A 24,140-nucleotide genomic window follows, 5' to 3' on the forward strand; every position below is an offset into this window, starting at 1 on the left:
AAGAAAGCTCCTCATAGACTGAGGAGCTTTTTTAATACTATTGTTTTATTAAATAAACACGCGCTTCAAACGGTTTCAGCGTGAAGCTTTTCGCATCATCGTGCTGATCAACCGTCATATTCGTAAGGATCAATTGCTCACTTGATAGAGAGAAGTCCGAATCGAAGCGAGCTTTTTTGTCTGTTAGATTTGTAACAACTAAGGCTACATCACCATCCAACGTTCTCGTATACGCATAGACTTGTGGATCTTCTTCCAACAATAGATCATAGATTCCGTACGTGAAGATATCGTTCTCTTTCTTCAAGCGGATCATTTCTCTGTAAAAACTCAAAATGGAGTCTTCTTTATCCCATTGGTCCGCCACATTAATGTTTGTGTAGTTCGGATTGACCTTCATCCACGGGGTGCCGGAAGTGAACCCTGCTTGCGCTTCACCGCTCCATTGCATCGGAGTACGGCTATTATCACGGGAAGTGTTCCAAAGAATCTCCATAATATGGTCGTGATCTATGCCTTGGGCTTTTTTGTTGTTGTACAGGTTCTTGGCCGCGACATCGTCATAGTCTTCAATGGAAGGGAAGGCGACGTTGGTCATGCCGATTTCCTGACCTTGATAAATGAACGGCGTTCCTTGCATGAAGAAGTACATGGCTCCGATTGCCTTTGCACTCTCCTTCCAATACTCTTCGTCATCCCCCCAAGTGGAAACAACACGTGCCTTGTCATGGTTTTCTACGAATAAGGCATTCCAACCATCGCCTTCGAGAGCTTTCTGCCAGCGAGTCAACGCTTGTTTCAATCCAACGATATCAAGCTGCTGGTCACCATCGTTATCCCATAGATCCAAATGTTCAAATTGGAAGACCATGTCCATCTTTCCGTTGTCGCCAACCCAAAGGTCTGCTTCATCAGCGCTTACGCCGTTCGCTTCCCCAACGGTCATAACATCATAATTGCTGTACGTACGGTCTTTGAATTCTTGCAAAAATTCGTGGATGCCCTCTTGGTTCATGTGCATATCAAAGGAGGAGACATACTCTTCATTGTCCGGGTTCGGCATATCAGGGAATCCTGGACGCTTTTTAATATGACTGATGGCATCAATACGGAAACCGTCTATACCTTTTTCGAGCCACCAGTTGACCGTATCATAAAGTTCATCGCGTACTTCAGGGTTCTCCCAGTTTAAGTCCGGCTGCTTGGTAGAGAAGACGTGCAAGTAGTATTGATCTGTTTTTTCGTCATATTGCCACGCAGATCCTTCAAAAATACTTTCCCAGTTGTTCGGCTCTTTCCCGTCCTTGCCATCACGCCAAATATACCAGTCACGTTTCGGATTGTCTTTCGACTGACGAGATTCAATGAACCATGGATGCTCATCACTCGTATGGTTCAGGACAAGGTCGATGATCAATTTCATATCGCGCTTGTGTACTTCCTCCAAGAGTTGATCGAAGTCTTCCATTGTTCCGAACTCTTCCAAAATATCTTGGTAGTCGGAGATATCATAGCCATTATCATCTTTCGGAGATTTGTACATCGGACATATCCAAATAAAGTCGATTCCCAACTCCTTCAAATAATCCAAACGGTCAATCATGCCCTGTAAATCGCCGATTCCATCGCCATTCGAATCTTGAAAACTACGGGGATATACTTGGTACCCAACGGCCTCTTTCCACCAAACTCTCTCCATGTTCATTCCCACTTTCCCTGTTAGAGTAGCTGTTGCTTGTATAGTATCATAAATCATCAACATGCAATCGGTTGCACTTATTTTGAAAACTACTTCCCTCACTAATATATGAATAGTCAGGGTTATGTTTGCGTTAATTTAAAATTAATTGTGCAAGCGTTTTCTTCAATCGCTGATTTTATAGTAAACGATTTCTTCTCTTTTTACAATAGCTCTCTTAAGGTTGATGTTGTGATTTTGATTTTGAAAAATCATCATGGTCGTTCTATTAACACGTAGAGGGGAGGAGGCTTTCTGCGGTGCAAGCGGTGATCCTGCTCGAGAAATGATTCGGACAAATGAATTACGATATCGGACAACCGACCTGCACGATTCAGACAAGCAGCCTGCTATTTCGGACATTTGCTCTGTATTCGGACAGGACATGTAATTTATCGGACACCTGTTGAGTTTATTCGGACAAACGAGGCGCTTTTCCGGACATCCACTCTCCCCAAGCAGTACGCTTCCATATCGATCATAATATGTACCTACTCTTCCTTCCATAGAAGACCTAAGCGTCCCCAAATCAAGTCTTTCAGTTAAAGTATAGAAACAACTGAATCGAATGGATTGCGACAACGCTTAGAATCCTATATATTAGAAGTACAACAAAATATCGAATCCTTCGGGGTCGGGTGAAAATCCCAGCCGGCGGTAATGAACATGACGTTCCGAGCCCGCGACGGGGAAGCAGTGCCACGCACGTTTCCCCCTGATTTGGTGTAACTCCAAAGCCGACAGTTAAAGTCTGGATGGGAGAAGGATGTAGAACCGTAATTGGTACCACGATACGTGTGCCCAATTTTGCTGTACGCAAATATTTACGATACAAACCCCTGGAGACGTCTGTTTTCTTCAGGGTTTTTTTAATGTTCATTAAGTTTTGGAAGGAGGGATCAAGGGTGAATCGCGAGGAACGTTATATGTCATTAGCTATCCAAATGGCAAGAGAAACCGTTGGTCAAACCGCCCCGAACCCTTCCGTCGCAGCGGTTGTCGTAAAGGAGAATCAAGTGGTAGGAATCGGTGTCCACGTAAAGGCCGGAGAGCCTCATGCGGAGGTACACGCATTACGGATGGCTGGTGAGAAAGCAGAAGGAGCGGAAATATACGTTACGCTCGAGCCCTGCAGCCATTATGGTAGAACGCCACCGTGTGCCAAATCGATTGTCGAAGCGGGCATTTCACAAGTATATATCGCTTCGCATGACCCTAACCCGAAAGTCGCTGGTCAAGGCGTCGAATTGATGAAGAGTCATGGAGTGAAGGTCACAGAGGGGATTCTAAGGCAAGAAGCGGATGCGCTGAACGAATCGTTCTTCCATTTCATTCAGTCGAAGCGTCCCTATGTCCGATTGAAATCGGCTATGAGCTTAGATGGTAAAATCGCAACTTCTACAGGTGAGAGTCAGTGGATCACAGGTGAAGGAGCACGGCTCGATGGGCATGCTTACCGCCATCAATCAGATGCTATTCTGGTGGGCATCAATACGATCCTTGCTGATGATCCCACACTCACGACGCGTATCGAAGGTGGTGGGCGTCAGCCTGTTCGAATGGTGCTTGATTCTCATCTCCGAACACCGACTTCTTCAAAGCTGATTCAAAATCAAGAAGCCCCGACTTGGATTTTTGTTAATAACGAAGTAGAACAGGAACGAATCCGTGACTTTGACCCCTATACACATGTACGCATCGTTCAGCAAGCGGATCCACAAATCAACGTAGAGCAAGTTTTGGCATATGCGGGTGAACAGAAAATCACTTCCTTATTAGTCGAAGGCGGTGGAACAGTTGCCGACGCATTTGTTCGTACAGGGAATGTAGACGAAACGGTCACCTACATCGCACCGAAATTGATAGGTGGCAAGGATGCACTTACTCCTGTGAGTGGTAAGGGTATCGATCACCTTCAAGATGCCGAGTTGTTTGAAGTGAGCTCCACTGAAATGGTGGGTGGGGATGTCAAAATCGTTTCTAAGAAAAAGAGGGGATATTGAATGTTTACAGGAATTGTTGAGGAGATTGGATCGCTAAAGGCGGTCAAACAGAAGACAGAAGCATTAGAAATTCAGATTTCAGCAGAGAAAGTGCTGGAGGACGTGCAACTTGGGGATAGTATTTCGATCAATGGGGTTTGTTTGACGGTGACCGATTACACGAAGCAAACGGTCCATTTTGATATTATGCCAGAAACCTATAGAGCGACGACACTCAATGAACTTAAGCAAGGAAGTCCAGTCAACTTGGAACGGGCGATGGCTGCAGGTGGACGTTTCGGAGGGCACCTTGTATCCGGTCATATCGATGGTACAGGGAAAATCGTCTCGAAGAACCCAGAGTCGAATGCGGTGTATTACGAAATCGAACTGCCCGATGAGTTGGTTCACTATTTCGTCTATAAAGGCTCGATTGCCGTTGATGGAACTTCGCTTACCGTATACGGTGTCGATGATAATAAAGTGACGATCTCTTTGATTCCTCATACGATGGAACACACCGTACTTGGAGGGAAAGGTCCGGGAGATCATGTGAATATAGAATGCGATATGATTGGAAAATACGTCGCACATTTTTTAAAAGATCAACAATCTGAAAAGCCGAAGTCAGAGATGTCGATGAAGTTCCTTTCTGACAATGGCTTTGCATAAATAGAGGTGAAGAGCATGTTTGATTCGATTGAAAAAGCGGTTGAGCGCTTGAAGCAAGGGAAGGTCGTCATTGTTTGTGACGATGAAGATCGTGAGAATGAAGGGGATTTCATCGGTGTCGCTGAATATGCGGATGCTGACATGATCAACTTTATGATCAAGTACGGTCGAGGGTTGGTTTGTGCTCCGATTACCGGAGAGCTAGCGAATGACATGGATTTGAATCCGATGGTCGATCAAAATTCAGACCCTAACCAAACGGCCTTTACGGTCAGTGTCGACCACAAGGACACAACGACTGGAATATCAGCAGAAGAACGGGCGCTGACCATTAAGGAAATGCTGAATCCGAATACGACAGCAGCCGATTTCCAAAGACCTGGTCATATCTTCCCGTTAATTTCAAAACCAGGTGGCGTCTTACGCCGAGCGGGACACACCGAAGCGGCCGTTGATTTAGCAAGGTTAGCCGGTGCAAGACCTGCAGGCGTCATTTGTGAGATCATCAATGATGATGGAACGATGGCTCGTGTACCAGATTTGAGAAAAATGGCAGATGAATTTGATATTCCGATGATTACCATTGCGGATCTCATTCAATATCGCCATAACAACGAAAATCATGTACAGAAAGAAGTAGAAGTGAATTTACCGACGCCATTCGGTGACTTCAAAGCCGTTGCCTATAGCAATGATATCGATGGAAAAGACCATATCGCACTCGTGAAAGGGGATATTGACCCGAATGAGCCAACGCTTGTGCGCGTGCACTCGGAGTGTCTGACAGGCGATGTGTTCGGTTCATACCGTTGCGACTGTGGGCCTCAACTGCATAATGCTTTGAGACAGATTTCAGAGAATGGAAGCGGAGTGCTTCTCTACATGCGACAAGAAGGGCGTGGCATTGGGCTTGTGAATAAACTTCGTGCATACAAATTGCAGGAAGAAGGCTATGATACCGTCGAAGCCAATGAAAAGCTCGGGTTCGGACCAGATTTGCGTGATTATGGTGTAGGGGCACAAATTTTGAAGGATCTAGGTATAACGAAATTGAAGCTTCTCACTAATAATCCTAAGAAAATTTCCGGACTAGGTGGATATCAGCTTGAAGTCGTTGAACGCGTGCCGATTGAAATGGCATCACGTAAAGAAAACGAAAACTATTTAAAAACGAAACAATCCAAAATGGGGCACTTATTTCACTTTTAGAAAGGTTGATGAATGATGGTCAAAGTATGGGAAGGTAATTTAGTAGGCACAGGTTTGAAGGTCGGAATCGTTGTCGGACGCTTCAATGATTTCATTACAGGACGACTGTACGACGGGGCTATTGATGCCTTGAAGCGCCACGGCGTGAATATGGATGAAGTTGAAGTAGCGTATGTACCAGGAGCATTCGAAATTCCGCTTGTTGCGAACCAAATGGCGAAAACAGGCAAGTTCGATGCCGTAATCACTCTAGGGGCCGTGATCCGCGGTTCGACACCACACTTCGATTACGTGTGCAGCGAAGTCGCTAAAGGTGTTTCTCAAGCTTCACAACAAAGTGGCAAACCGGTTATTTTCGGTGTCATCACAACGGATACGATCGAGCAAGCGATTGAACGTGCAGGCACGAAAGCAGGAAATAAAGGTTGGGAAGCGGCAACAGGAGCAATTGAAATGGCTACCCTAATGAAAAACTTCGAATAAAACAGTAGGCCGGCTCACATGAGTCGGCTTTTGTATTTTGCCTGCGAAAGCCACTTTCGGTTCTTCCGAAATGAGAGTAACAGGTGGCGTGGAAACGACTCCCTTTCCTCAAGAGGCGGTGAGCTTCCTCGGATCGCTTTCGCGTCCTGCGGGATCTCACCCAAGCCTCAGGATCCTGCAGGAGTGTCGCCGTTTCCACGCCACCTTGCGAGAGCAAGTGTGAACCTCTTGAAATCACCTCCAAAGAGGGCTGGTGCGGATAAACGCAAAATGTTTGGCGAGGTTCTGTTCCCGCTATTTATCGCAAAGTGGGGTGGAAAACGGGGAGACTCCCGCGGGAGAAGGACCTAGGCGAGACCCCACAGAGAGTGTTAACGAACGAGGAGGCTTGCTGGCTCCCCCGCAGGAAAGCGAGTCGTTTTCCATCCCACGGTATTCCTATATGATGGAACAGAACCTCTCCACAGACTTCTGCAGGCAGCTGGCCTTTGGTTTATCTATTGATGAATTAAGGAATGATGGAATAGAGGTGGTGATAAGCATGACAACACGGGTAGTCTGGTTCAGGCGGGATTTGCGCTTGAATGACCATACAGCACTCGCTCAAGCTATCAATGATTCGGACAACGATGATCAACTACTTTTGTTATTTCATATTCATCCGGATTTAAATAAGGAGTTTAACGCAACTCATGATTACTTTTTCCAGACGTTACAGTCCTTAGTGACGGATGCTCAAGAAAAGAATATCCCTATTCATTTTATCGAGGGCACTGTGACCGATGCTTTTACGGAACTCCTAAACCATAGAAATGTTGACGCGATTTATTTCAATAAAGATGAATCAGGCTTCGGGAAACAGCGTGACGATGAATTCATGGAAGAAGTGAAGGATAAGGACGTGGAAGTCTGTTCGTTCATCGATCACCACATGCATGGAGCTGAAGAAATTTCGAAGAAAACGGGCGGGTATTATAAAGTATTTACACCTTACTATAAACAATGGAAACAATATCAGAAACCGAACATACAAAAGGTCGACCATGAAAAATTAACAAAGCTCGCCATTGATGAAACATCCTCTTTCAAAGACGGGAATAAAGCATATGATTCCCTAATTGACAAGACGGCGCGCGACTTTGACGCCGTAGGGGAAAAAGCGGCTTGGGATCGATTCGAAACGTTTGTCGAGGATGCCATCTATGATTATGAGGACGAACGAGATTTTCCGGCAGTGGATGGGACAAGCCAAATGTCCAGATTTTTACGGACGGGTGCCATTTCCATTCGATCGATGTACCACTATATTGACGATCAAGTAGATTATAGAAAAAATACCGAAGGCGTAGAAACGTATATATCTGAGCTTGCCTGGAGAGATTTCTATAATATGATTTACCACTTTTACCCTGAAGCGAAGAACAAGGAAATGGTGGAGAAGTATAGAGGACTTCCTTGGAACAACGATGACGAGCTGTTTGAAGCTTGGAAAAAGGGACAAACGGGCTTCCCTATTATTGATGCAGCGATGCGGCAGTTGAATGAGACGGGTTGGATGCACAACCGTCTTCGTATGGCCGTCGCTTCTTTTCTAACCAAGGATCTCTTGATGGATTGGCGAAAAGGAGAGCGCTACTTTGCCGAACAATTAATCGATTATGATCCGGCATCGAACATCGGAGGTTGGCAATGGGCAGCCTCGACAGGAACAGATCCAGTGCCTTATTTCCGTGTTTTCAATCCGACAAGGCAGTCGGAGCGTTTTGATCCACATGGGCGATTTATTAAAGAATGGGTTCCGGAGCTTGAGAACGTACCGAAAAAATCGATTCATGACCCAAGTCAACTATCGGAAGAAGACCAGAAGGAAGCAAAGTGTGTAATCGGGGAAGACTATCCAAAGCCTATCGTCGATCATAAAACGATGCGTGAGCGAGCCATAGAGATGTTCAAAGACCAGAAGGATGGATCTAGCTAGGCATAAACGACCGAATATGAAATAATTATTTTATACATCATACATGTTGGAGGTATTCATCTTGACACATTACCAGTCACAATTAGAAAAATATGCAGAACTTGCTTTAGTGAAGGGCGTAAACGTCCAAGAAGGACAGGGCCTGATTATTAACGCACCGATCGAAGCGGCAGATCTCGTCCGCACGATTTCCGCGAAAGCTTACGGGAAAGGGGCGAAAAACGTCCATGTCGAGTGGGGCGACGAAGTATTGACCTTTTTGAAGATGAAAAACGCACCGATGAGCGTTCTTGAAAACTTCCCGAAATGGAAAGCAGAAGGACTGGAAGAGATGGTGGCGGACGGGTATTCGTTGTTATCTATCTACGGGCCGAACCCGGATTTACTGAAAGATGTCGATTCTGAACGCGTAGCGAAAGCGAATAAAGCGAGTGCGGAAGCTTTAACATCTTATAGAGATTACATTATGAACGACAAAACGACGTGGTCGATTGTAGCGTATCCACAGCAGGCTTGGGCCGAGAAGGTCTTTCCGGATGCTTCTCCGAAAGAAGCGCAGGACAAGCTTTGGGAACAAATTTTCCAAATCACACGCGTTGACCAAGAGGATCCGATTCAAGCTTGGGATGAACACAATGAGCATCTGCGTCAAGCGCGTGAGTATTTAAATCAAAAACAATATAAGAAGCTTCATTATAAGGCACCTGGAACAGACTTATCGATCGAACTCGTACACGATCATATTTGGCACGGTGGATCGACAACATCAGAGGGTGGCGTCGAGTTCAACCCGAATATGCCGACAGAAGAAGTGTTCACAATGCCACACAAATACGGCGTCCAGGGAACCGTATCGAGTACGAAGCCGCTTAATTATGGGGGTAACTTGATCGAGAACTTCACCCTGACGTTTGAAAATGGAAAAGTGGTGGATTATTCAGCCGAGTCGGGAGAAGAGACACTGAAGCATTTGCTTGAAAGCGATGATGGAGCGAAACGTTTAGGCGAAGTCGCGCTTGTACCGAACGAATCGCCGATTTCACAGTCCGGCCATATCTTCTTCAACACCCTTTACGACGAGAACGCTTCTTGTCACTTGGCTTTAGGAAAAGCTTATCCGACCAATGTTGCAGGTGGATCATCGCTTGATAAAGACCAAATGGATGCACAAGGTGTGAACGACAGCCTTGTCCATGAAGACTTCATGATGGGTTCAGCCGAGATTGATATCGATGGAGAAACGAAAGATGGGAGCTTCGAACCGATTTTCCGCAAAGGCTCCTGGGCAATCGATTTTGCAAAAAGCACTTCGGACCAAGAGGATAACGAATAAAAAACATGTAGAAAAGTGCACGGGCTACCTAGCTCGTGCACTTTTCATGCTTTTGAAGAAGTCAGTGGAACGGTTCTGTTAGATCGTACAAGAGTACCGTGGGATGGAAAACGAGGGGGAGTCGTTTCCGCGCCACCGGCCCCTTCTCACCTTTGAAGAACCGAAACTAGCTTTAGCAGGCTCTTTTCTTATTACGTGAAAACTTACTTATTTTACATGTGCATTACAGATCATTTAAATTCGTATAAAACAGGACTCAAAAGGTGTGGTTTGTGGTAAATATAGGAGTGAGCAGCACACATACCATACGTTAAAGGGTGAGACAATCGATGAAACGTGATGCTTTTTTTGACAATGCGAAATTATTACTTATCTTCTTCGTTGTATTCGGTCATATGATCCAGCCCTTCACGGATGGATCAAGACCAATGTACACGGTATATATGTGGATTTATACATTCCATATGCCTGCCTTCATTTTCTTAGCTGGCTTCTTTGCTAAGGGAGCAGGGAGCAAAGATTATATCATCCAGCTGGCCAAAAAATTAATTCTGCCTTATTTGATTTTCCAATTGTTTTATACGGGATATTTCTTTTTCATCGGTCGAGACGGTTGGTTGAATGGACCCTTTACGCCTCACTGGTCATTATGGTTCCTGTTCAGCTTATTCTGTTGGCATGTATTGTTGGTTTGGTTCAAGAAAATGCCTCCCATTATCAGCTTGGCCATCGCAATCGAAATTGGAGTATTGGTCGGCTATGTCAGTGATATCGGTCATACGTTCAGTTTGTCTCGAACCTTTGTATTCTTTCCGTTCTTCTTAGCCGGTTATTGGTTAACAAAAGAACGTGTAAGGCAATTGCGAACGAGAAGAGTTCGGGAATTCGGGCTTGTCTTCATGGCCGTCATTGCCGGATTGATCGCGGCTTTTCCAGAATTCAGCTCAGGATGGTTCCTTGGATCGAAATCATATGAAGTATTAGGAAGCCCTGAATTCGGTGGGCTATTCCGTCTAGCTGTGTATATGCTGGCCGGATTGATGACCATCAGCGTTCTTTCCTGGGTCCCAGGAAGAGAATTCAAAATGACGTATTTAGGTGGTCAAACCCTATACGTGTATTTACTGCACGGATTCTTCATTCAGTTTTTCCGACAAGCAGGCTGGTTCAAAATTGACAATGTACTCGACTTCATAGGTTTAGCGATTGTATCATCTGCGATCGTGTATCTACTGTCATCTAGTATGATTCGTACGATTACGCAGCCGTTTATTGAAGGGCGTACTCAATTGTTCAAGCAATGGTGGACCCGAGCCTTCCAAAAAAATACACCGACTTCATAAAAGAGATGGTGTTTCCTGTTTCATGGGGACACCATCTTTTTTTGTTCGGTTTGAAAGAGGTGTAGTTGCTCATAATAAGAAATAGAACTTAACAGAAGGGCTTGATTGGATGACGAAAAAGATACTGATGGTCGTAACGAATGCCGACCAGTTGGATAAGGAACATCAAACGGGTCTATGGTTATCTGAATTTGTAGAGCCGGCAACCGAATTGAAAGAGGCAGGCTTTGAAGTGGTTGCGGCCAGTATGGAAGGTGGGAAGATTCCGATAGATCCCAACAGCTATAGCAATGAGTTGCCGCGTGTATGGGATGGTGTCATGGAGCCTATCCATGATACAGAGAAATTATCAGATTTGAATCCGAGCGATTTTGTGGGCATTTTCTTTTGTGGGGGTCACGGATCGATGGTGGATTTCCCGAACAATGAAACCATTCAACAAATTCTAAGACACTTCATATCTGAGAGGAAAATCATTGCCTCGGTATGTCATGGTCCAGCTGCTTTTGTAGGGGTCACGGACCACAATGAAAAAGCATTTGTGAAGGGGAGAACGATGACAGGTTTCACAAACGAGGAGGAGAAGCAAACAGGCTTGGAGCCTCTTATGCCTTTTTTATTGGAGGATCAGTTGAAGGAAGAAGGAGCAGACTTCATCGTCCATGATGCTTTTACGGATCATGTCGAAGTGGACGAAAACCTTGTAACGGGTCAAAATCACCATTCTAGTTTACGTACAGCACAAGCGATGATCAAGCAGTTGAAGGACCACTAAGTCGAATCTGACTTGGTGGTTTTTTCGATCCTCTAAGAGTAATGAAGGTGCCTGGATTCCGATACGTAATTGGAGGAAGGGGAATTGGAGAACGAGTCGCTTACTTGAATTCAGAATCAGGCAGGAATATTTGATATTTCCTCGAATGATTATTCAATGTATAGAAGTTGGGTGTATCGAATAGTGAACAGGGGTGTTCTGATGATTGAAATTACTTCAACAAGCTTATCTTCACGAGTTCGTGAGCTTTTTTCGTATGTTACAAGTACAAGAAAAACAGCGTCCCTATATCAAACATATGTAGCGGAAAAGGATTATCGGTTGTACGGAATGATCAGTGGTGGGGATGTCATAGGAATCGTGGGGGTACATAAATACGAGCAAGCAAGATATGAAATCAAGCATATTGCTCTTCTTCCTAGTGAAAGGGGGAAAGGTTACGGGAGAAAAATGATTAAAGCTGTGATGATGGAGAATCCAGCGGCTGGGATAGTAGCCGAGACAGATCGTGAGGCGATTCAGTTTTACGAAAAGTGTGGGTTTGAGGTTACGAGTTTAGGAGAGAAGTATCCAGGTGTAGAGCGATTTAAATGTGAATATCACTCAGGCGTTTAATGTAAAGGGAAGTCTGTAATGATAGAAATCCCCAGCATAGAGAATAGGCTCTATGCTGGGGATCTTAAGTTATTTCAAATTAGAACAATAGGTGAGCGACAAGTGTAATGATTGGCAATGTAATAAGGGTTCGCAGTAAGAAAATGATGAACAAGTCTTTCATGTTCACGGGAACTTTAGAACCAAGCAACAATCCACCGACCTCAGACATGTAAATCAGTTGTGTCACGGACAAGGAAGCAATAATGAAACGAGTCATTTCACTTGGAATAGCTTCTCCGATAATTGCCGGTAAGAACATATCCGCAAAACCAACCAAGATCGTTTCTGACGCTTCTTTTGCATAAGGAACTTGCATCAATTCGAGCAACGGAATGAATGGCATTCCGATCCATGAGAAGAACGGGGTGAATTCCGCGATAACTAATGCAATCGTTCCGAGTGCCATAACGATCGGGGCAACCCCCATCCACATATCTAGAATGTTCTGAGCTCCTTGTTTGAAGAAGTCTTTCAACCCTGAAGCCTTGCTTCCGCGTTTAACAGCTTTAGCATAACCATACGTAAATATATTGTGTTGGGAAGGCACTTCTTCTGAAATATCATCAGCCTTTCCACTGACGTACGTATTCTCTTTTCGAGAAAGCGGTGGAATACGAGGCATAATCAAGGCGGCTACGAACCCTGCAAGCGCAACCGTTAAATAGAAAGGAACAAACATGTCACCTAGTCCTACATATTCAATAACAACAATACTGAATGTAATAGACACGACAGAGAACGTTGTACCGATGACAGCAGCTTCCCGTTTCGTGTAATATCCTTCTTCATACTGCTTACTTGTGAGTAAAACACCAATCGTACCGTCTCCTAACCAAGAGGCAAGGGAATCGACGGATGATCGTCCTGGTAAACGGAACAAGGGGCGCATGACTTTCGTTAATACCACGCCAAATAATTCTAGTAATCCGTAATTTAATAAGAGCGGTAAGAATAGTCCTGCGAAAAGGAAAACGGCAAATAACGTACTGAGCAAACCTCCGGCACCCAACAATAATCCGCCTGTGACATCGGATATGATCGGTTCCGGGCCGACTTGGAAGTAGACCATCAAAGCGAAAATCATACCTAATACACGTGTAACGACCCATACGATGGGTACATTAAATAACGATTTGAAGAAAGGCGTACGGTCTAATTTATCAGGGCCTATCGCTTTGACGAATAGCGTACCGATGGCCGTTATTGTGATAATGATCGTCATGATCAAGGGAAGGGTTTGTTCCCATCCACTTTCAATCCAACCTGCCATAATGGCAATGGGAATCGTGATGGCCCCGTCATCCGTAACCGGGAACATGAATAGAAAGACTCCGATCAGCGATGGAATAATAAAACGTAAATGCGATGATGTACTAAAATCTTTTGCTTTCATCCAAACATCTCTCCTCAACAATCATTTTCTCTATATAAGTAAGGGAATAAATATGCAACGTTTTTTATTTTAATACGTTTCGACAAAAAAGCCAATAGGAAATTTGAATAATACTTTTACCATGTTTATTCGACTCGAAAATAAGGAACTCCTGCTTATACTTGAACTTATCTTGAAAGGGGGATGCTTGGTGAGAAATTTCCCAGTCCCAAGAGTAGTGGTCAGCCAGTGTTTAGAGTTTGGAGAAGTTCGTTACAATGGTGCTGTAATCCCTGATAAAACTGTGCAGAGGCTCAAACCCTTCGTTGAATTTATCCCGGTTTGTCCAGAGGTGGGCATAGGTCTTGGTGTACCGAGAGACGCAATCCGAATTGTAAACGATGGAGAAGAGCGCTTGGTCCAACCAAAGACAGGTAAGGATCTGACAGAAGATATGCAAAAGTATACAGCATCTTTTCTGTCCAGTTTGCCTGGCGTCGATGGGTTCCTATTGAAGAGCCGATCGCCGACTTGTGGCATGCAGGACGTGAAGGTGTATCAACATGAAGAGCACTCTCAGGTCATCGGTAAAACCACCGGAATGTTTTCTAAGGAAATCCTGAATCACTATGGAGGACTCGCCATAGAAGAAGAAGGGCGCATGAAGAACTTTACGCTCCGCAACCATTTCTTAACGAAACTCTTTACATTAGCTTCCTTTAGGGAAGTGAAAGAGAACCCGGAAGTGAAGCATGTGCAATCTTTTCATGAACATAATAAATACTTATTCATGGCTCATCACCCCGGAAGAGCGAAGCAAATGGGCCGCATCCTCGCCAATCATGATCGGCTTTCATTAGAGGAAGTGGCACATGCATATGAAGCGCAACTTCATGCATTGCTCGAACACCCTCCTGAGCCACAGTCTCATATCAATGTGTGCCAACATATTGCCGGATACTTCAAAAAGACTTTGAGTCAAAAAGAAAAGGCTGGCTTTCAGTCTTTACTCGAACAGTATAAAGAAGAAAAGATTCCTTTGAGCGCAGTCATGAGTGTTTTGCAGTCTTGGATCAATCGGTTTGAAGAGAACTACCTTGCTTGCCAAACCTATTTTGAACCGTTTCCGATTGATCTAGTTGAGATTTCGGATTCTGGAAAGGGAAGGGCTTACTCGTAAAGGGAGGATCACCCTATATATCTTTTGAGAATCCGGTCAACGCTCCCCCCGTAGATTTCTCCGAACATGTTCAAATGAACAAGTAAATAAAAGAGCTGGTACAAAGGTTTTTGATTTTCGTATTCTGCCGGTAAAGGGAGCACGTCTTCATAAGCCTTATAAAAAGCAGGGGAGAATCCCCCGAACAGTTCTGTGAATGCCATCTCGAAAGCGTGGTCGCCGTAAAGAACGGAAGGATCGATTAAATAGGGCTTTCCGTCCGCACCATTCATCCAGTTTCCGCCCCACAAATCACCGTGCAAAAGGGATGCGCTTGGGTGATGTGGAATCCATTCATCTAATCGTTCAAGTAACGCAGTCAGGGAATGATATCTGTCCCCAGTGATGGTTCCGGTGGATTGTCCATAGTCCAGTTGTCCCTTTAGCCGGAAGTCTCGATAGTATGTAAGCCATGAATCACTCCACGTATTTGGCTGATCCAGTTCTCCTACAAACGTGGGCGAATGAAACCCATACGCGTCTTTCGTATGTCGATGCATATGCGCTAACTGATGACCTAATGGTTCGGAGACATCTTTATGTCCGGTCTTGATCCAGTCCATGATGATGACCGCTTCCTGACCAGTTTCGGGCTCATCGTAATAATGGACACGAGGTACCGAAATCGTGTTTGTTTCTTGAATTTGGCGTAATCCTTCCGCTTCTGCTTTAAAGAAATGAGGTGGAACGTCCTGATTGCCTTTGATGAAGTATTCGCTGTTTTCGGTCTGTACATAGAAGGAGCGGTTGATGTCGCCGCCTCCAACCGTCTTCCATTGCTTGATTTTAGAGTGATCTCCAACCGATTGCAGTCCTTTTTGAACGGTTTCTTTCATTGTTATTCCTCCAATCATCCCGATGGAAGTCTATACCCTTTTTTAATAGAGTGAATCTAAGAAAATGGCTTCATCTTTGAGAATGATTTATAAAAAACCCAGGGAAGCGGTCCCTGGGTTTTGAGTGTATTAATGAATCGTTGTAGAGATTGTCGGGATGGTCGTCATCGATTTTTCATAGGCATAGATGGTATTGATTTCCCTGAATCCGATTTGTCGATATAGCTTTTCAGCTTGTGCGTTCTGGTTACGGACAGAAATGGTGACGACATCTAGATCCAAGGCATGAAACGCATAATGCAAGGCATATTCAATTAACGTCGAGCCGATCCCTTCTCCTTGATCATAATGGTCTACGTTAACGAAACAGATCTCTCCTTCGTGTCCTTCGATAATGGTTTCGAAATACAAGTAGCCTGTGATGTTCCCGTCCTTTTGAAATCCCCACAAATAGTTTTCAGGTTCTTTTGATAAACGAAGCATTTCTTCCGTTGTGTAGTAGGCAGCGGTAGGGTGAAGCTGATCCACTTGGTCGTGGTCATCTTCAAGGACATTGACGATCGAGCTGTGATCGGAGGTTGTCGGATCGAAAGTGTGGCGGTGCAGAGCCAGTGTTTTTTCAACGTTGTACAACTGAAAGTCATGACGCTCTGTGAAGCTGATCAACTCCTCATTCGAATCGAAGCAAGCGACTTTAGCCATGTCAAAATGCATGTGAATCGTGATAGAAGCCTTGTCCCATAGTTGTTCAATAACTTCCCGTTCATTTTCAAGAGCAAAAGGACCAAGCAGGCGGCACAGCTTTTGATCGAAGAAAGGAAGTAACCCTAAGAATCCGATGATGTTTTCTCCTTCCCATGCTACATAGGCAAGAGGATCTCGGAATTGGGTCAATGTCCAAATTTGTTCGAAAATCTCGTTAGGATCTGAAGCGAGCCAAGCTACGTAATGACTGTCTTGTTCGTTCATATGGTAAAGCCACTCGGCTACGTTATGTAATTCTTTCACTTCAAGTTCACGGATATGCATGAAAACCACCCTTTCGTTTTATCCCGCCGTAATAGAGTTTCTCTTTATACAAATCATTGCATAAAGGGAATGGAAAGCGCAAGCCTGCCTTCTTTGGAAAGAAAGAAGCCAACCAGAGTGAGCTCTGATTGGCTTAGAAAAGTGGTTATTTGTCTTTTTTCTTGTCTTTACCATTCTCTTTGTACTTCACTTCATATTCAAAAGAAACAGGATTCAAGCTTTCTTGAGGAGCTGCGAAATACGTCGTCATATACGTTTTTCCATTACGGAAAGCTTGTTTCAAATCGAGTGCTTCTTCGTCCGTAATATTGAAAGGATCCACTTCGATGACTTGGTATTTGCCATTGTTCTTCTCTTTGATGAATGTCACGCCATAATCGACATACTCGCCAAGAAGTTCCGCTTTGGACATGAATGGATCTTTCGTTGTTCCGTCAAAATCAAGTCCGATTTCTGGAACTTCAATGTTATCGATGAACCAGCCTTCGTCGTTATAGCCCCAGTCTGTTAAATAGCGGAAGGAAATGTGCACTTCTTGTCCGGCATATTCAGAAAGGTCGAAGGATTCGGATTGATAGTCTTCAAAGTGTCCTGTGAAACCTGGAACATTTTCTTTGATCTTCGGATATCCTTGTTCTACAACATCAGAACGTGTATTTTCATTCGATAGGGACGTCCACGTTTGACCATCGTCTGTGGATACTTGAACGACGCCATAATCCCACGCTTCTTCAATGTCAACATAGTGGTCAAAGTTCAGTGTAGCTTGGTCCACATCTGTAAGGTCTGCCTTGAAGATTAAGTTGTTATCCAACTCATCTCCTTCACCAGCCCAAAGGACGTCATTATTGGCGCCTAGTGGGTCTTGCGTGGATTCCCAAGTGTTCGCTTCAAAATCAGTTCCGTTAAAGTTCAGCGTATCTACCTTATCTTCACTAGTGAAGTTGAATTCTTTGAAGTCGGTACCCCATGCAGGAACTCCTTCTTTTTCATAGTCTTTCGCTTTTTCAAAGTTTACGGTAAATCCGCGTTCCCCGTCTTCGGTCGGAAGCTCACGAAGGTCGATGTTTTCGAAACCGTATTTTCCGCCTTTCCATTGGTCATCATCGACGACAAGAGCGGTAGAGAAATCTTGATATACGTCGTTGAACGTCACATCAAGTCCAAATTCTTTGTAAGCTTGTTCAAAGCTTTCGATACTATTCAACTCATCTTTTGCCACGTAACGGATGAATTCTTGTCCGAAGCGCTCGTAATTGTAAAGAGTGAATAGTTGTACTAATCCGTAGTCTGCAATGGTTTCAGGTCCCGTTTTTGCATCAACATGCTCATCCCAGTTTGTCAGAGAGTTTTCAGGATGATCAAGAAGGAAGTTGATAGAGCCTGTACCTAACCCATATCCTCCTAGGTATTCAGAGAAGGTGGACATTCCCTCGTTGAGCCATGATGTTTCGTCACCGTCGTTATCGGCATGAATCAAGTGTTGGAGCTCATGAATAGTTGTCCCGAAGAACGTGCTTTCTAGACGATTTCCCCAATCACTGGAATCGATCGTTACAATGTTGCGGTCCGTGTAATTTTCGATGGTCTGCCAGAAGAATCCGGCTACGAAGAATGGATATTCTGGGTCAGCATAGTTATCATCTTTGATGTTATTGACAAGAATCGTTACTTTGTCTCCATCTCCACTGTAGTAGCCCTCAGGTACAATGCCTAGGTCTTCAAGCTGTGCGTTCGATCCATCCAGTGAATCGGGCGTACCGAAAAATTCTGTTGCTTTCGGATAGATATTTTCGTCGAATTCCTTCGCCATTTTATCGACTTGCTCCTGATTGACGACGTGAGCATCACGTGGGTCTCCTTCGCCAAAGGATAGGTCATTCGCTACCCAAACTTCAACATTCTCGCCCACACTACGAAGTGTGAATTGTTGGAAGCTTAAATCTCGGTCCAAGAAACTTTTCGTCCCACCATCGTACGTGAAGTTTCCATCTGAAGATTCTGAGCTTGCTTCATCTTCGTTGAAGTTGGTGTTCTTAGCATTCTCTTTTATTTTCTGCAAGGCTTCTTTTTGGAAGCTTTCACTTTCTGATTGTTTCTGAAGTTTCTCATCGATATCGATGCGGTCACCATATCGTTCTACGTTCCAATTCTCGTAGGTAGAGCTTGATTCAGCGTGTGGTGTTGCAGCTGGGGCTAATAGGGACAGGGTAAGGGCCCCGGCTGATAATAAGGCCGTTAGTCGGTGTTTATTCAAATTATATTCCTCCTGATGAAATTTTTGTAAAAACTCTATGTCCTATTATGCCGAATAATTAGAAAATTTTGAATGGTAAATTCGATTGAATTATCTAATCTTTTCGTGCCGCGAAAGAACTAGGTAGGAGGACTATCATACTATTTAAAGAATTAAGGTTGAATTATAAGAGAAAGGGTAAAGTGAAAGAATAGTTATGAAGCAGAAAAACAGGAAGAAGGGGGGCTTTGATTATGAAAGAGCGACTAAAATACATATCCTTTTATCGAATCACGGTGATTGTCTGGATGTCGATCCGGTTCCTTGTTCAAATCTTCTGGTTTCAGAAGACGCACCGAGTTTGGGATCAGGAGACCCAGCGGAAGTGGGAGGCTATGCTTGAAAAACAAGCTGGTGAATACAGGAGGAAAGCGATTAAGCTTGGCGGTTTACTCATTAAGTTCGGTCAGTTCCTAAGTTCGCGTGGAGATTTGCTTCCACCATCGTTCATCAAAGAGTTAGAGGGACTGGTAGACCGGGTAAAACCTGTCCCATTCGAGAAATCAAAGGAAACAATGGAAGAAGACTGGCAAGGTCCTATAGAAGATTTCGTGGCCTCCATCGATGAAAAGCCCGTCGCTTCCGCCTCTATCGGGGAAGTGTATAAAGCAACATTGAAAAACGGGACAACTGCGGCGATTAAAGTACAAAGGTATCGCGTGAAAGAGATCTTTGGGATGGATTTCAAGGCGTTAAGAATTGTGTTCTGGTTGCTGGATCGCTTTACAAAATACGGGAGGAAGGCGGATTTGCCAGCCCTGTACCGTGAAGTGGTTCGCGTCATCAGCAATGAATTGGATTTTACAATGGAAATGAAGAATGGAAACCACTTTAAAAAGAGGTTCGAAGAATTTCCGAATGTGTATGTCCCTGAATACAATACCGACCTATCAACAAAACGCGTCCTCGTCATGGAATGGATTGAGGGAGCTAAAATAACAGATCTTGCTTTTATCAGAAAGCATCAAATCAAAAGGGAAGTCATTGCGAAGACCCTATTCGATCTCTGTGTCGAACAATTCTTATACACAGGGATGTTTCACTCCGACCCGCATCCGGGAAATTTAATGCTAAAGCCGGATGGCACCATTGTCGTCATTGATTTTGGTATGGTCGGCGAGATCAAAAAAGAAGACGCCAATTCAATACGAACGATGATCCAAGGCTTTATATTAGATGATTATGATCTGGTGATTCAAGCCCTTCAGGAAATGGAGTTTCTATTACCGGATGCCAATACTGAACAAGTGAAAAAAATCTTGAAACAGACGACAGACATGTATTTAGAGGGGAACTTCGACAAGCTTGATGCGAATACAATGAACGAGACACTCGAAGAAATTCAGCAGTTCATCAATGATCAGCCCATTCAACTGCCGGCCGATTATGCCTTTTTAGGGCGGGCCACAAGTATCATTGTCGGAGTGTTAAGTACGGTCTATCCACAGATCGATTTAATCGATTGGGGAAAACCGGTCATTAAAGAATGGATTTCTGGAGGAAAAGACAACTCGAGTTTTTCTATATATAAAGAAGTGGCAAAGGAATCGGCCCGACCCCTGTTATCACTGCCACGAGCTTTAGTGGAGTACTTGGAGGACGGGGATAAAGAGAGAGAGTGGAAAAGCGATAAGCAAAGGCATCACTTGTTTCACCAGTTTTATTTATTTTACGCATTCGTATCTTTACTCTTTATGGCTTCAGGGTCAGCAGCCCTTTACTGGACCTTAGTGGTCCCTGTTCTCCCGGCCGTGTGGATAGGCAGTGGACTATTGACGGCAGGGACGATTGGATTGGTAATCAGCTTCATTAAACATTGGAACATGATTCGGAAAATCCACTATAACAGGAGGAATGAATGATGAATGATTTATTGAAGAAAGGTTTTTATTTAGGACTTGGTGCAGCCGTTAGCGGGAAAGAAAAGTTCGAAAAAATGGTGAACGAAATGGTGAAGCGAGGCGAAATGAGTCCCTCACAAGCTAAATCCGTGATGAATGAATGGATTAGCAAAGGGGAGAGTTATGATAAGGAGTGGGGAAGTCAGGCGAAAGCTAAAATGCAAGATCGCATGAAGGACTTGGGCTTTGTTTCGAGAGAAGAATACGAGGTTCTGGAATCGCGTGTGAAACGTCTTGAAAATTATCATAACGGAGAGTAAAAGAAGACCCGCCTTTTATCTGAAGGCGGGTCTTTTCAGAGTGCCGCGAAACCCATTTTCGGTTCTTCTGATATGAGCAGAGGCCGGTGGCGTGGAAACGACTCCCTTTCCGCAGGCGGCGGTGAGCTTCCTCGCTCGCTTCGCGATCTGCGGGATCTCACCCAAGCCTCAGGATCCTGCAGGAGTGTCGCCGTTTCCACGCCACCTTGCGAGAGGAAGTGTGAACCTCTATAAATCACCTATAAGAAGGGTTGCTACGGATAAACGCAAAATGTTTGGCAAGGTTCTGTTTCTACTACTTGTAGCATAGTGGGGTGGAAAGCGAGTGGTTTTCCATCCCACGGGATTCATATCTGATCTAAAAAGAACCGTTCCACTAACTTCTTCAACAGTCTGAGAAGCCCCGCCTTGTAAGGCGGGGCTTCTGTCTACCTTGATGGTACATTTCTCGGAGATGTTATTTTTGTAACTTAAATTGTTTCACTAAATTGTTCAGCTGATCCGACATACCAGAAAGGTCATTGGCATGGTGAGAGACTTGTTCCATTGAACTATTTGTTTGCTGAATGGACGCAGTGGTTTGTTCTACCCCTGCCGCCGATTGTTGTGAGCTTGATGCCACACTCTCAATAGATCGGTTCATCGTAAGCGTACTCTCGGTGATGTCCTCTAGGTTATTCGAAATAGCATCTATTCCTTCAACCATCGTTCGGATGGAGGATTGAATTTCTTCGAATGTCCTGCCGGTCCTCTGGATCTGTCCCGTTCCTTTTTCGACTTTTTCATATCCTTCTTCGAGGGATTGGGAAACGTCTTTAGAGTCGCTTTGGATGTTCTCGACCATATGGGTGATTTCTCCGACAGAACGTGATACTTCTTCAGCTAATTTGCGGACTTCATCGGCCACAACGGCGAATCCTTTTCCGTGCTCGCCAGCTCTGGCAGCTTCAATCGCTGCGTTCAAAGCCAGAAGGTTCGTTTGTTCCGCTATATCTTGGATAACTTGAATCAACTTGGAGATCTCTCCGGATTGACGGTCCAATTGGTGGACTTTCTGAACGGCTTCTTCCATCACTTGATGAATATCGCTCATCTGCTCAACGGACAAATCCATTAATTGTTTTCCTTCATCACTCTGCGCCAACACTTGTTGTGATTGCTGGGCGACGGTTGATCCTGTTTGGTTAGAGGCTTCAATCTTTTGACCGAGCTGTTCCATCATTTCAGAAAGAGTGGACGCATCACCAGCTTGTTGTTCGGACCCAGAAGATAGTTCTTCCATCGTTGCGGCAACTTGTTGGGAAGCTTCCTGCACTTCGTGAGACGACTGCTGCAATTCACGGCTTTGGTCATTTACTTGATTAGATAAGCCGCCAATTTGTTCAATCAGTTGTTGAAGGTTCGTTTTCATTTGGTTCATAGAACGGCTGAGAGAACCGATTTCATCTTTGCTTTGGTCTTCCTTTATTTCGTGATACAATTCGCCATCTGAGATTTGATCAGCTAATGTCACAAGGGCATTCATTCTTGATTTTACTTGTCTATTGACGAACCACATGATGGCAATACCCACGACAAGCGCAATAGCTGCGGAGATGACCAACGTATAAATGGTGAATTGAATTTCAGATTTAGCTTCTGATGTTGAGTTGCTCATCGCTTGCTCTACCTCTGATTGGACAGCAGATAACTCATCTACGAGATCAGAACGCAATCTTTGTGTCGTATTACGAAGTTCTTCGATTTTACTCGTGTTACTCACATTCCCGACCATCTGTTCTAAGAAAATAGTGTTGATCTCCTCGTCAATTTGGCTGATCTTGTTCATTGACTCTTCTAATGTACCACCGCTGAATTGTTCCACATATGTTGCTTGAAGCTCGTTGAAGCGTTCACGTCTCTCTTCGAATTCATCCACGTAGAGCCCTCTTGGTTCACTTATGTAGTCGGCGATGCGAATATCTTTTGTCCTGGCTAGAGACGCCATTTCAGCTACTTCAATAGCTATGGTTCCCCGGTCATCAACGGTTTGTAAATTGTCGCGTGCCATACTCATTTGTACGTACACGACAACAATGGCAATAGCGAACAATAATAAAGTCGCGCCGAAAGCGGTTGCATATTTTGCGCCTATGCTCATGTTCCTCAACAAATTCATACCTTTTCTCCCCTTTACCTTAAAAATGATGTATGTAAGACTCGGACGCTATCTGTTAAGTATTATATCGGATAGAACGTTTCATTTGTTAGGAAATAGGCTATAAACCATTAATAGATTCGCCACTATTTTACAATAGTAAACAAAACTTACATAAGTGTCGAAAAAAAGTGTGAAGGTGGAGTCTTATGAAAAAAATGCTTTCCATTCTTCTGTTGCTCTTTCTTACAGCCTGTGATTTGAGGGTGTTGAATCCTGCGAGTGACTACGCTCGCACTCTCACAGACTTGATTTATTTAAGCTTCGGATTAATGATGCTTGTTTTCATCGTCGTTATGGTTCTGTTCGTTCAATTTATAAGGAAATTCAAGGAAACGCCAGACCGTTCTGACTTCATTCCCGGTGATGAAAAAGAAAATAAATGGTTGGAAATTACATGGACCGTACTGCCATTCATCATTTTAGCCGTTTTAGCTGTCCCCACCGTCAAAGCTACATACGAATTAACGTCAACGATTGGTCAAGGAACTAGTCAGGCAAATGAAGAGGCGATGGTTGTCGAAGTCGTCGGGCAACAGTATAACTGGGTCTTTACGTATGAAAATGGAAAAGAATCAGCTGATGAGTTAGTCGTGCCTGTTGATCGAGAAGTTCATTTTCGACTCACATCCAAAGACGTGATTCATTCTTTTTGGGTCCCTAAATTAGCAGGGAAAATTGATGTGATCCCTGGGAAAACAACGCGCCTTCAATTCACCCCAAGAAAAATTGGAACATTTCAAGGCAAATGTGCTGAATTTTGTGGAGCGGAGCACACATTGATGCGATTCGAAACACAAGTGGTGAGTGAGGGGGAGTTTCAACAGTGGTTGAATGACATTGAGGAAGAAGGGGGTTAA

20 protein-coding genes and 1 riboswitch are annotated in these 24,140 nt (G+C 44.2%); of the genes, 14 read left to right on the plus strand and 6 right to left on the minus strand.

Annotation, left to right across the window (positions count from 1 at the left end; genetic code table 11):
• Positions 1-37 precede the first annotated feature (37 nt).
• On the minus strand, positions 38-1,699 hold the full coding sequence (locus H0266_RS09770; protein ID WP_181472826.1) for a glycoside hydrolase family 13 protein: 1,662 nt from the start codon (positions 1,697-1,699) through the stop codon (positions 38-40).
• 256 nt (positions 1,700-1,955) lie between these two features.
• On the opposite strand from H0266_RS09770, the gene H0266_RS09775 reads away from it, so the two are divergent.
• From H0266_RS09775 to H0266_RS09820, 10 genes are all read left to right on the plus strand, one after another.
• Positions 1,956-2,129 (plus strand): hypothetical protein, encoded by a 174-nt coding sequence (locus tag H0266_RS09775; RefSeq protein ID WP_181472212.1) that lies wholly within the window; start codon positions 1,956-1,958, stop codon positions 2,127-2,129.
• A gap of 229 nt (positions 2,130-2,358) precedes the next feature.
• A riboswitch (FMN riboswitch) is annotated at positions 2,359-2,509 on the plus strand.
• 134 nt (positions 2,510-2,643) lie between these two features.
• Positions 2,644-3,741 (plus strand): bifunctional diaminohydroxyphosphoribosylaminopyrimidine deaminase/5-amino-6-(5-phosphoribosylamino)uracil reductase RibD, encoded by a 1,098-nt coding sequence (gene ribD / locus H0266_RS09780; protein ID WP_343063252.1) that lies wholly within the window; start codon positions 2,644-2,646, stop codon positions 3,739-3,741.
• Entirely contained in the window at positions 3,742-4,392 is a 651-nt protein-coding gene (gene ribE, locus H0266_RS09785) for a riboflavin synthase (protein ID WP_181472214.1), read from the plus strand.
• 15 nt (positions 4,393-4,407) lie between these two features.
• Positions 4,408-5,601: a bifunctional 3,4-dihydroxy-2-butanone-4-phosphate synthase/GTP cyclohydrolase II gene (locus H0266_RS09790; RefSeq protein WP_181472215.1), complete on the plus strand. Its 1,194-nt coding sequence runs from the start codon at positions 4,408-4,410 to the stop codon at positions 5,599-5,601.
• A 15-nt stretch (positions 5,602-5,616) separates the two neighbouring features.
• Positions 5,617-6,084, plus strand: a complete 468-nt coding sequence (ribH, locus tag H0266_RS09795; protein WP_181472216.1) for a 6,7-dimethyl-8-ribityllumazine synthase — start codon at positions 5,617-5,619, stop codon at positions 6,082-6,084.
• A 541-nt stretch (positions 6,085-6,625) separates the two neighbouring features.
• Complete coding sequence (locus tag H0266_RS09800; RefSeq protein ID WP_181472217.1) at positions 6,626-8,062, plus strand: cryptochrome/photolyase family protein; 1,437 nt, start codon at positions 6,626-6,628, stop codon at positions 8,060-8,062.
• 61 nt (positions 8,063-8,123) lie between these two features.
• Positions 8,124-9,395, plus strand: a complete 1,272-nt coding sequence (locus H0266_RS09805; RefSeq protein ID WP_181472218.1) for an aminopeptidase — start codon at positions 8,124-8,126, stop codon at positions 9,393-9,395.
• Positions 9,396-9,724: 329 nt separating this feature from the next.
• On the plus strand, positions 9,725-10,738 hold the full coding sequence (locus H0266_RS09810) for an acyltransferase family protein (RefSeq protein WP_181472219.1): 1,014 nt from the start codon (positions 9,725-9,727) through the stop codon (positions 10,736-10,738).
• A 109-nt stretch (positions 10,739-10,847) separates the two neighbouring features.
• Complete coding sequence (locus H0266_RS09815; protein WP_181472220.1) at positions 10,848-11,513, plus strand: type 1 glutamine amidotransferase domain-containing protein; 666 nt, start codon at positions 10,848-10,850, stop codon at positions 11,511-11,513.
• A gap of 201 nt (positions 11,514-11,714) precedes the next feature.
• Positions 11,715-12,128, plus strand: coding sequence for a GNAT family N-acetyltransferase (locus H0266_RS09820; RefSeq protein WP_181472221.1), 414 nt, complete (start codon positions 11,715-11,717; stop codon positions 12,126-12,128).
• 79 nt (positions 12,129-12,207) lie between these two features.
• Here the strand turns inward: H0266_RS09820 and H0266_RS09825 are convergent, their stop codons facing one another.
• Positions 12,208-13,563 (minus strand): YjiH family protein, encoded by a 1,356-nt coding sequence (locus H0266_RS09825; RefSeq protein ID WP_181472222.1) that lies wholly within the window; start codon positions 13,561-13,563, stop codon positions 12,208-12,210.
• A 190-nt stretch (positions 13,564-13,753) separates the two neighbouring features.
• Here H0266_RS09825 and H0266_RS09830 point away from each other — a divergent pair, with 190 nt between their 5' ends.
• Positions 13,754-14,722 carry a DUF1722 domain-containing protein gene (locus H0266_RS09830; RefSeq protein ID WP_181472223.1) on the plus strand — a complete coding sequence of 323 codons (969 nt, stop codon included), beginning with the start codon at positions 13,754-13,756 and terminating at the stop codon, positions 14,720-14,722.
• 8 nt (positions 14,723-14,730) lie between these two features.
• On the opposite strand, the gene H0266_RS09835 is transcribed toward H0266_RS09830, so the two are convergent.
• The 3 genes from H0266_RS09835 to H0266_RS09845 all read right to left on the minus strand — a co-directional run bounded on the left by H0266_RS09835 (position 14,731) and on the right by H0266_RS09845 (position 18,883).
• Positions 14,731-15,597 carry a fructosamine kinase family protein gene (locus H0266_RS09835; RefSeq protein WP_181472224.1) on the minus strand — a complete coding sequence of 289 codons (867 nt, stop codon included), beginning with the start codon at positions 15,595-15,597 and terminating at the stop codon, positions 14,731-14,733.
• A gap of 129 nt (positions 15,598-15,726) precedes the next feature.
• Positions 15,727-16,626 carry a GNAT family N-acetyltransferase gene (locus tag H0266_RS09840; RefSeq protein WP_181472225.1) on the minus strand — a complete coding sequence of 300 codons (900 nt, stop codon included), beginning with the start codon at positions 16,624-16,626 and terminating at the stop codon, positions 15,727-15,729.
• Positions 16,627-16,771: 145 nt separating this feature from the next.
• The gene (locus H0266_RS09845; protein WP_181472226.1) at positions 16,772-18,883 is read right to left on the minus strand and encodes a M6 family metallopeptidase; all 2,112 of its coding nucleotides are present in this window, start codon (positions 18,881-18,883) and stop codon (positions 16,772-16,774) included.
• 233 nt (positions 18,884-19,116) lie between these two features.
• On the opposite strand from H0266_RS09845, the gene H0266_RS09850 reads away from it, so the two are divergent.
• Both H0266_RS09850 and H0266_RS09855 read left to right on the plus strand, forming a co-directional pair.
• Positions 19,117-20,784 carry an ABC1 kinase family protein gene (locus H0266_RS09850; protein WP_181472227.1) on the plus strand — a complete coding sequence of 556 codons (1,668 nt, stop codon included), beginning with the start codon at positions 19,117-19,119 and terminating at the stop codon, positions 20,782-20,784.
• On the plus strand, positions 20,784-21,083 hold the full coding sequence (locus tag H0266_RS09855) for a phasin family protein (protein WP_181472228.1): 300 nt from the start codon (positions 20,784-20,786) through the stop codon (positions 21,081-21,083). Before H0266_RS09850 ends, H0266_RS09855 begins: the two co-directional genes overlap by 1 nt.
• 457 nt (positions 21,084-21,540) lie before the next feature.
• On the opposite strand, the gene H0266_RS09860 is transcribed toward H0266_RS09855, so the two are convergent.
• Positions 21,541-23,223, minus strand: coding sequence for a methyl-accepting chemotaxis protein (locus H0266_RS09860; RefSeq protein ID WP_181472229.1), 1,683 nt, complete (start codon positions 23,221-23,223; stop codon positions 21,541-21,543).
• A 206-nt stretch (positions 23,224-23,429) separates the two neighbouring features.
• Between H0266_RS09860 and coxB the strand changes: the two genes are divergently transcribed.
• Entirely contained in the window at positions 23,430-24,140 is a 711-nt protein-coding gene (gene coxB, locus H0266_RS09865) for a cytochrome c oxidase subunit II (RefSeq protein ID WP_181472230.1), read from the plus strand.

This window comes from Halobacillus locisalis (assembly GCF_013694105.1).
Classification (GTDB): domain Bacteria; phylum Bacillota; class Bacilli; order Bacillales; family Halobacillaceae; genus Halobacillus; species Halobacillus locisalis.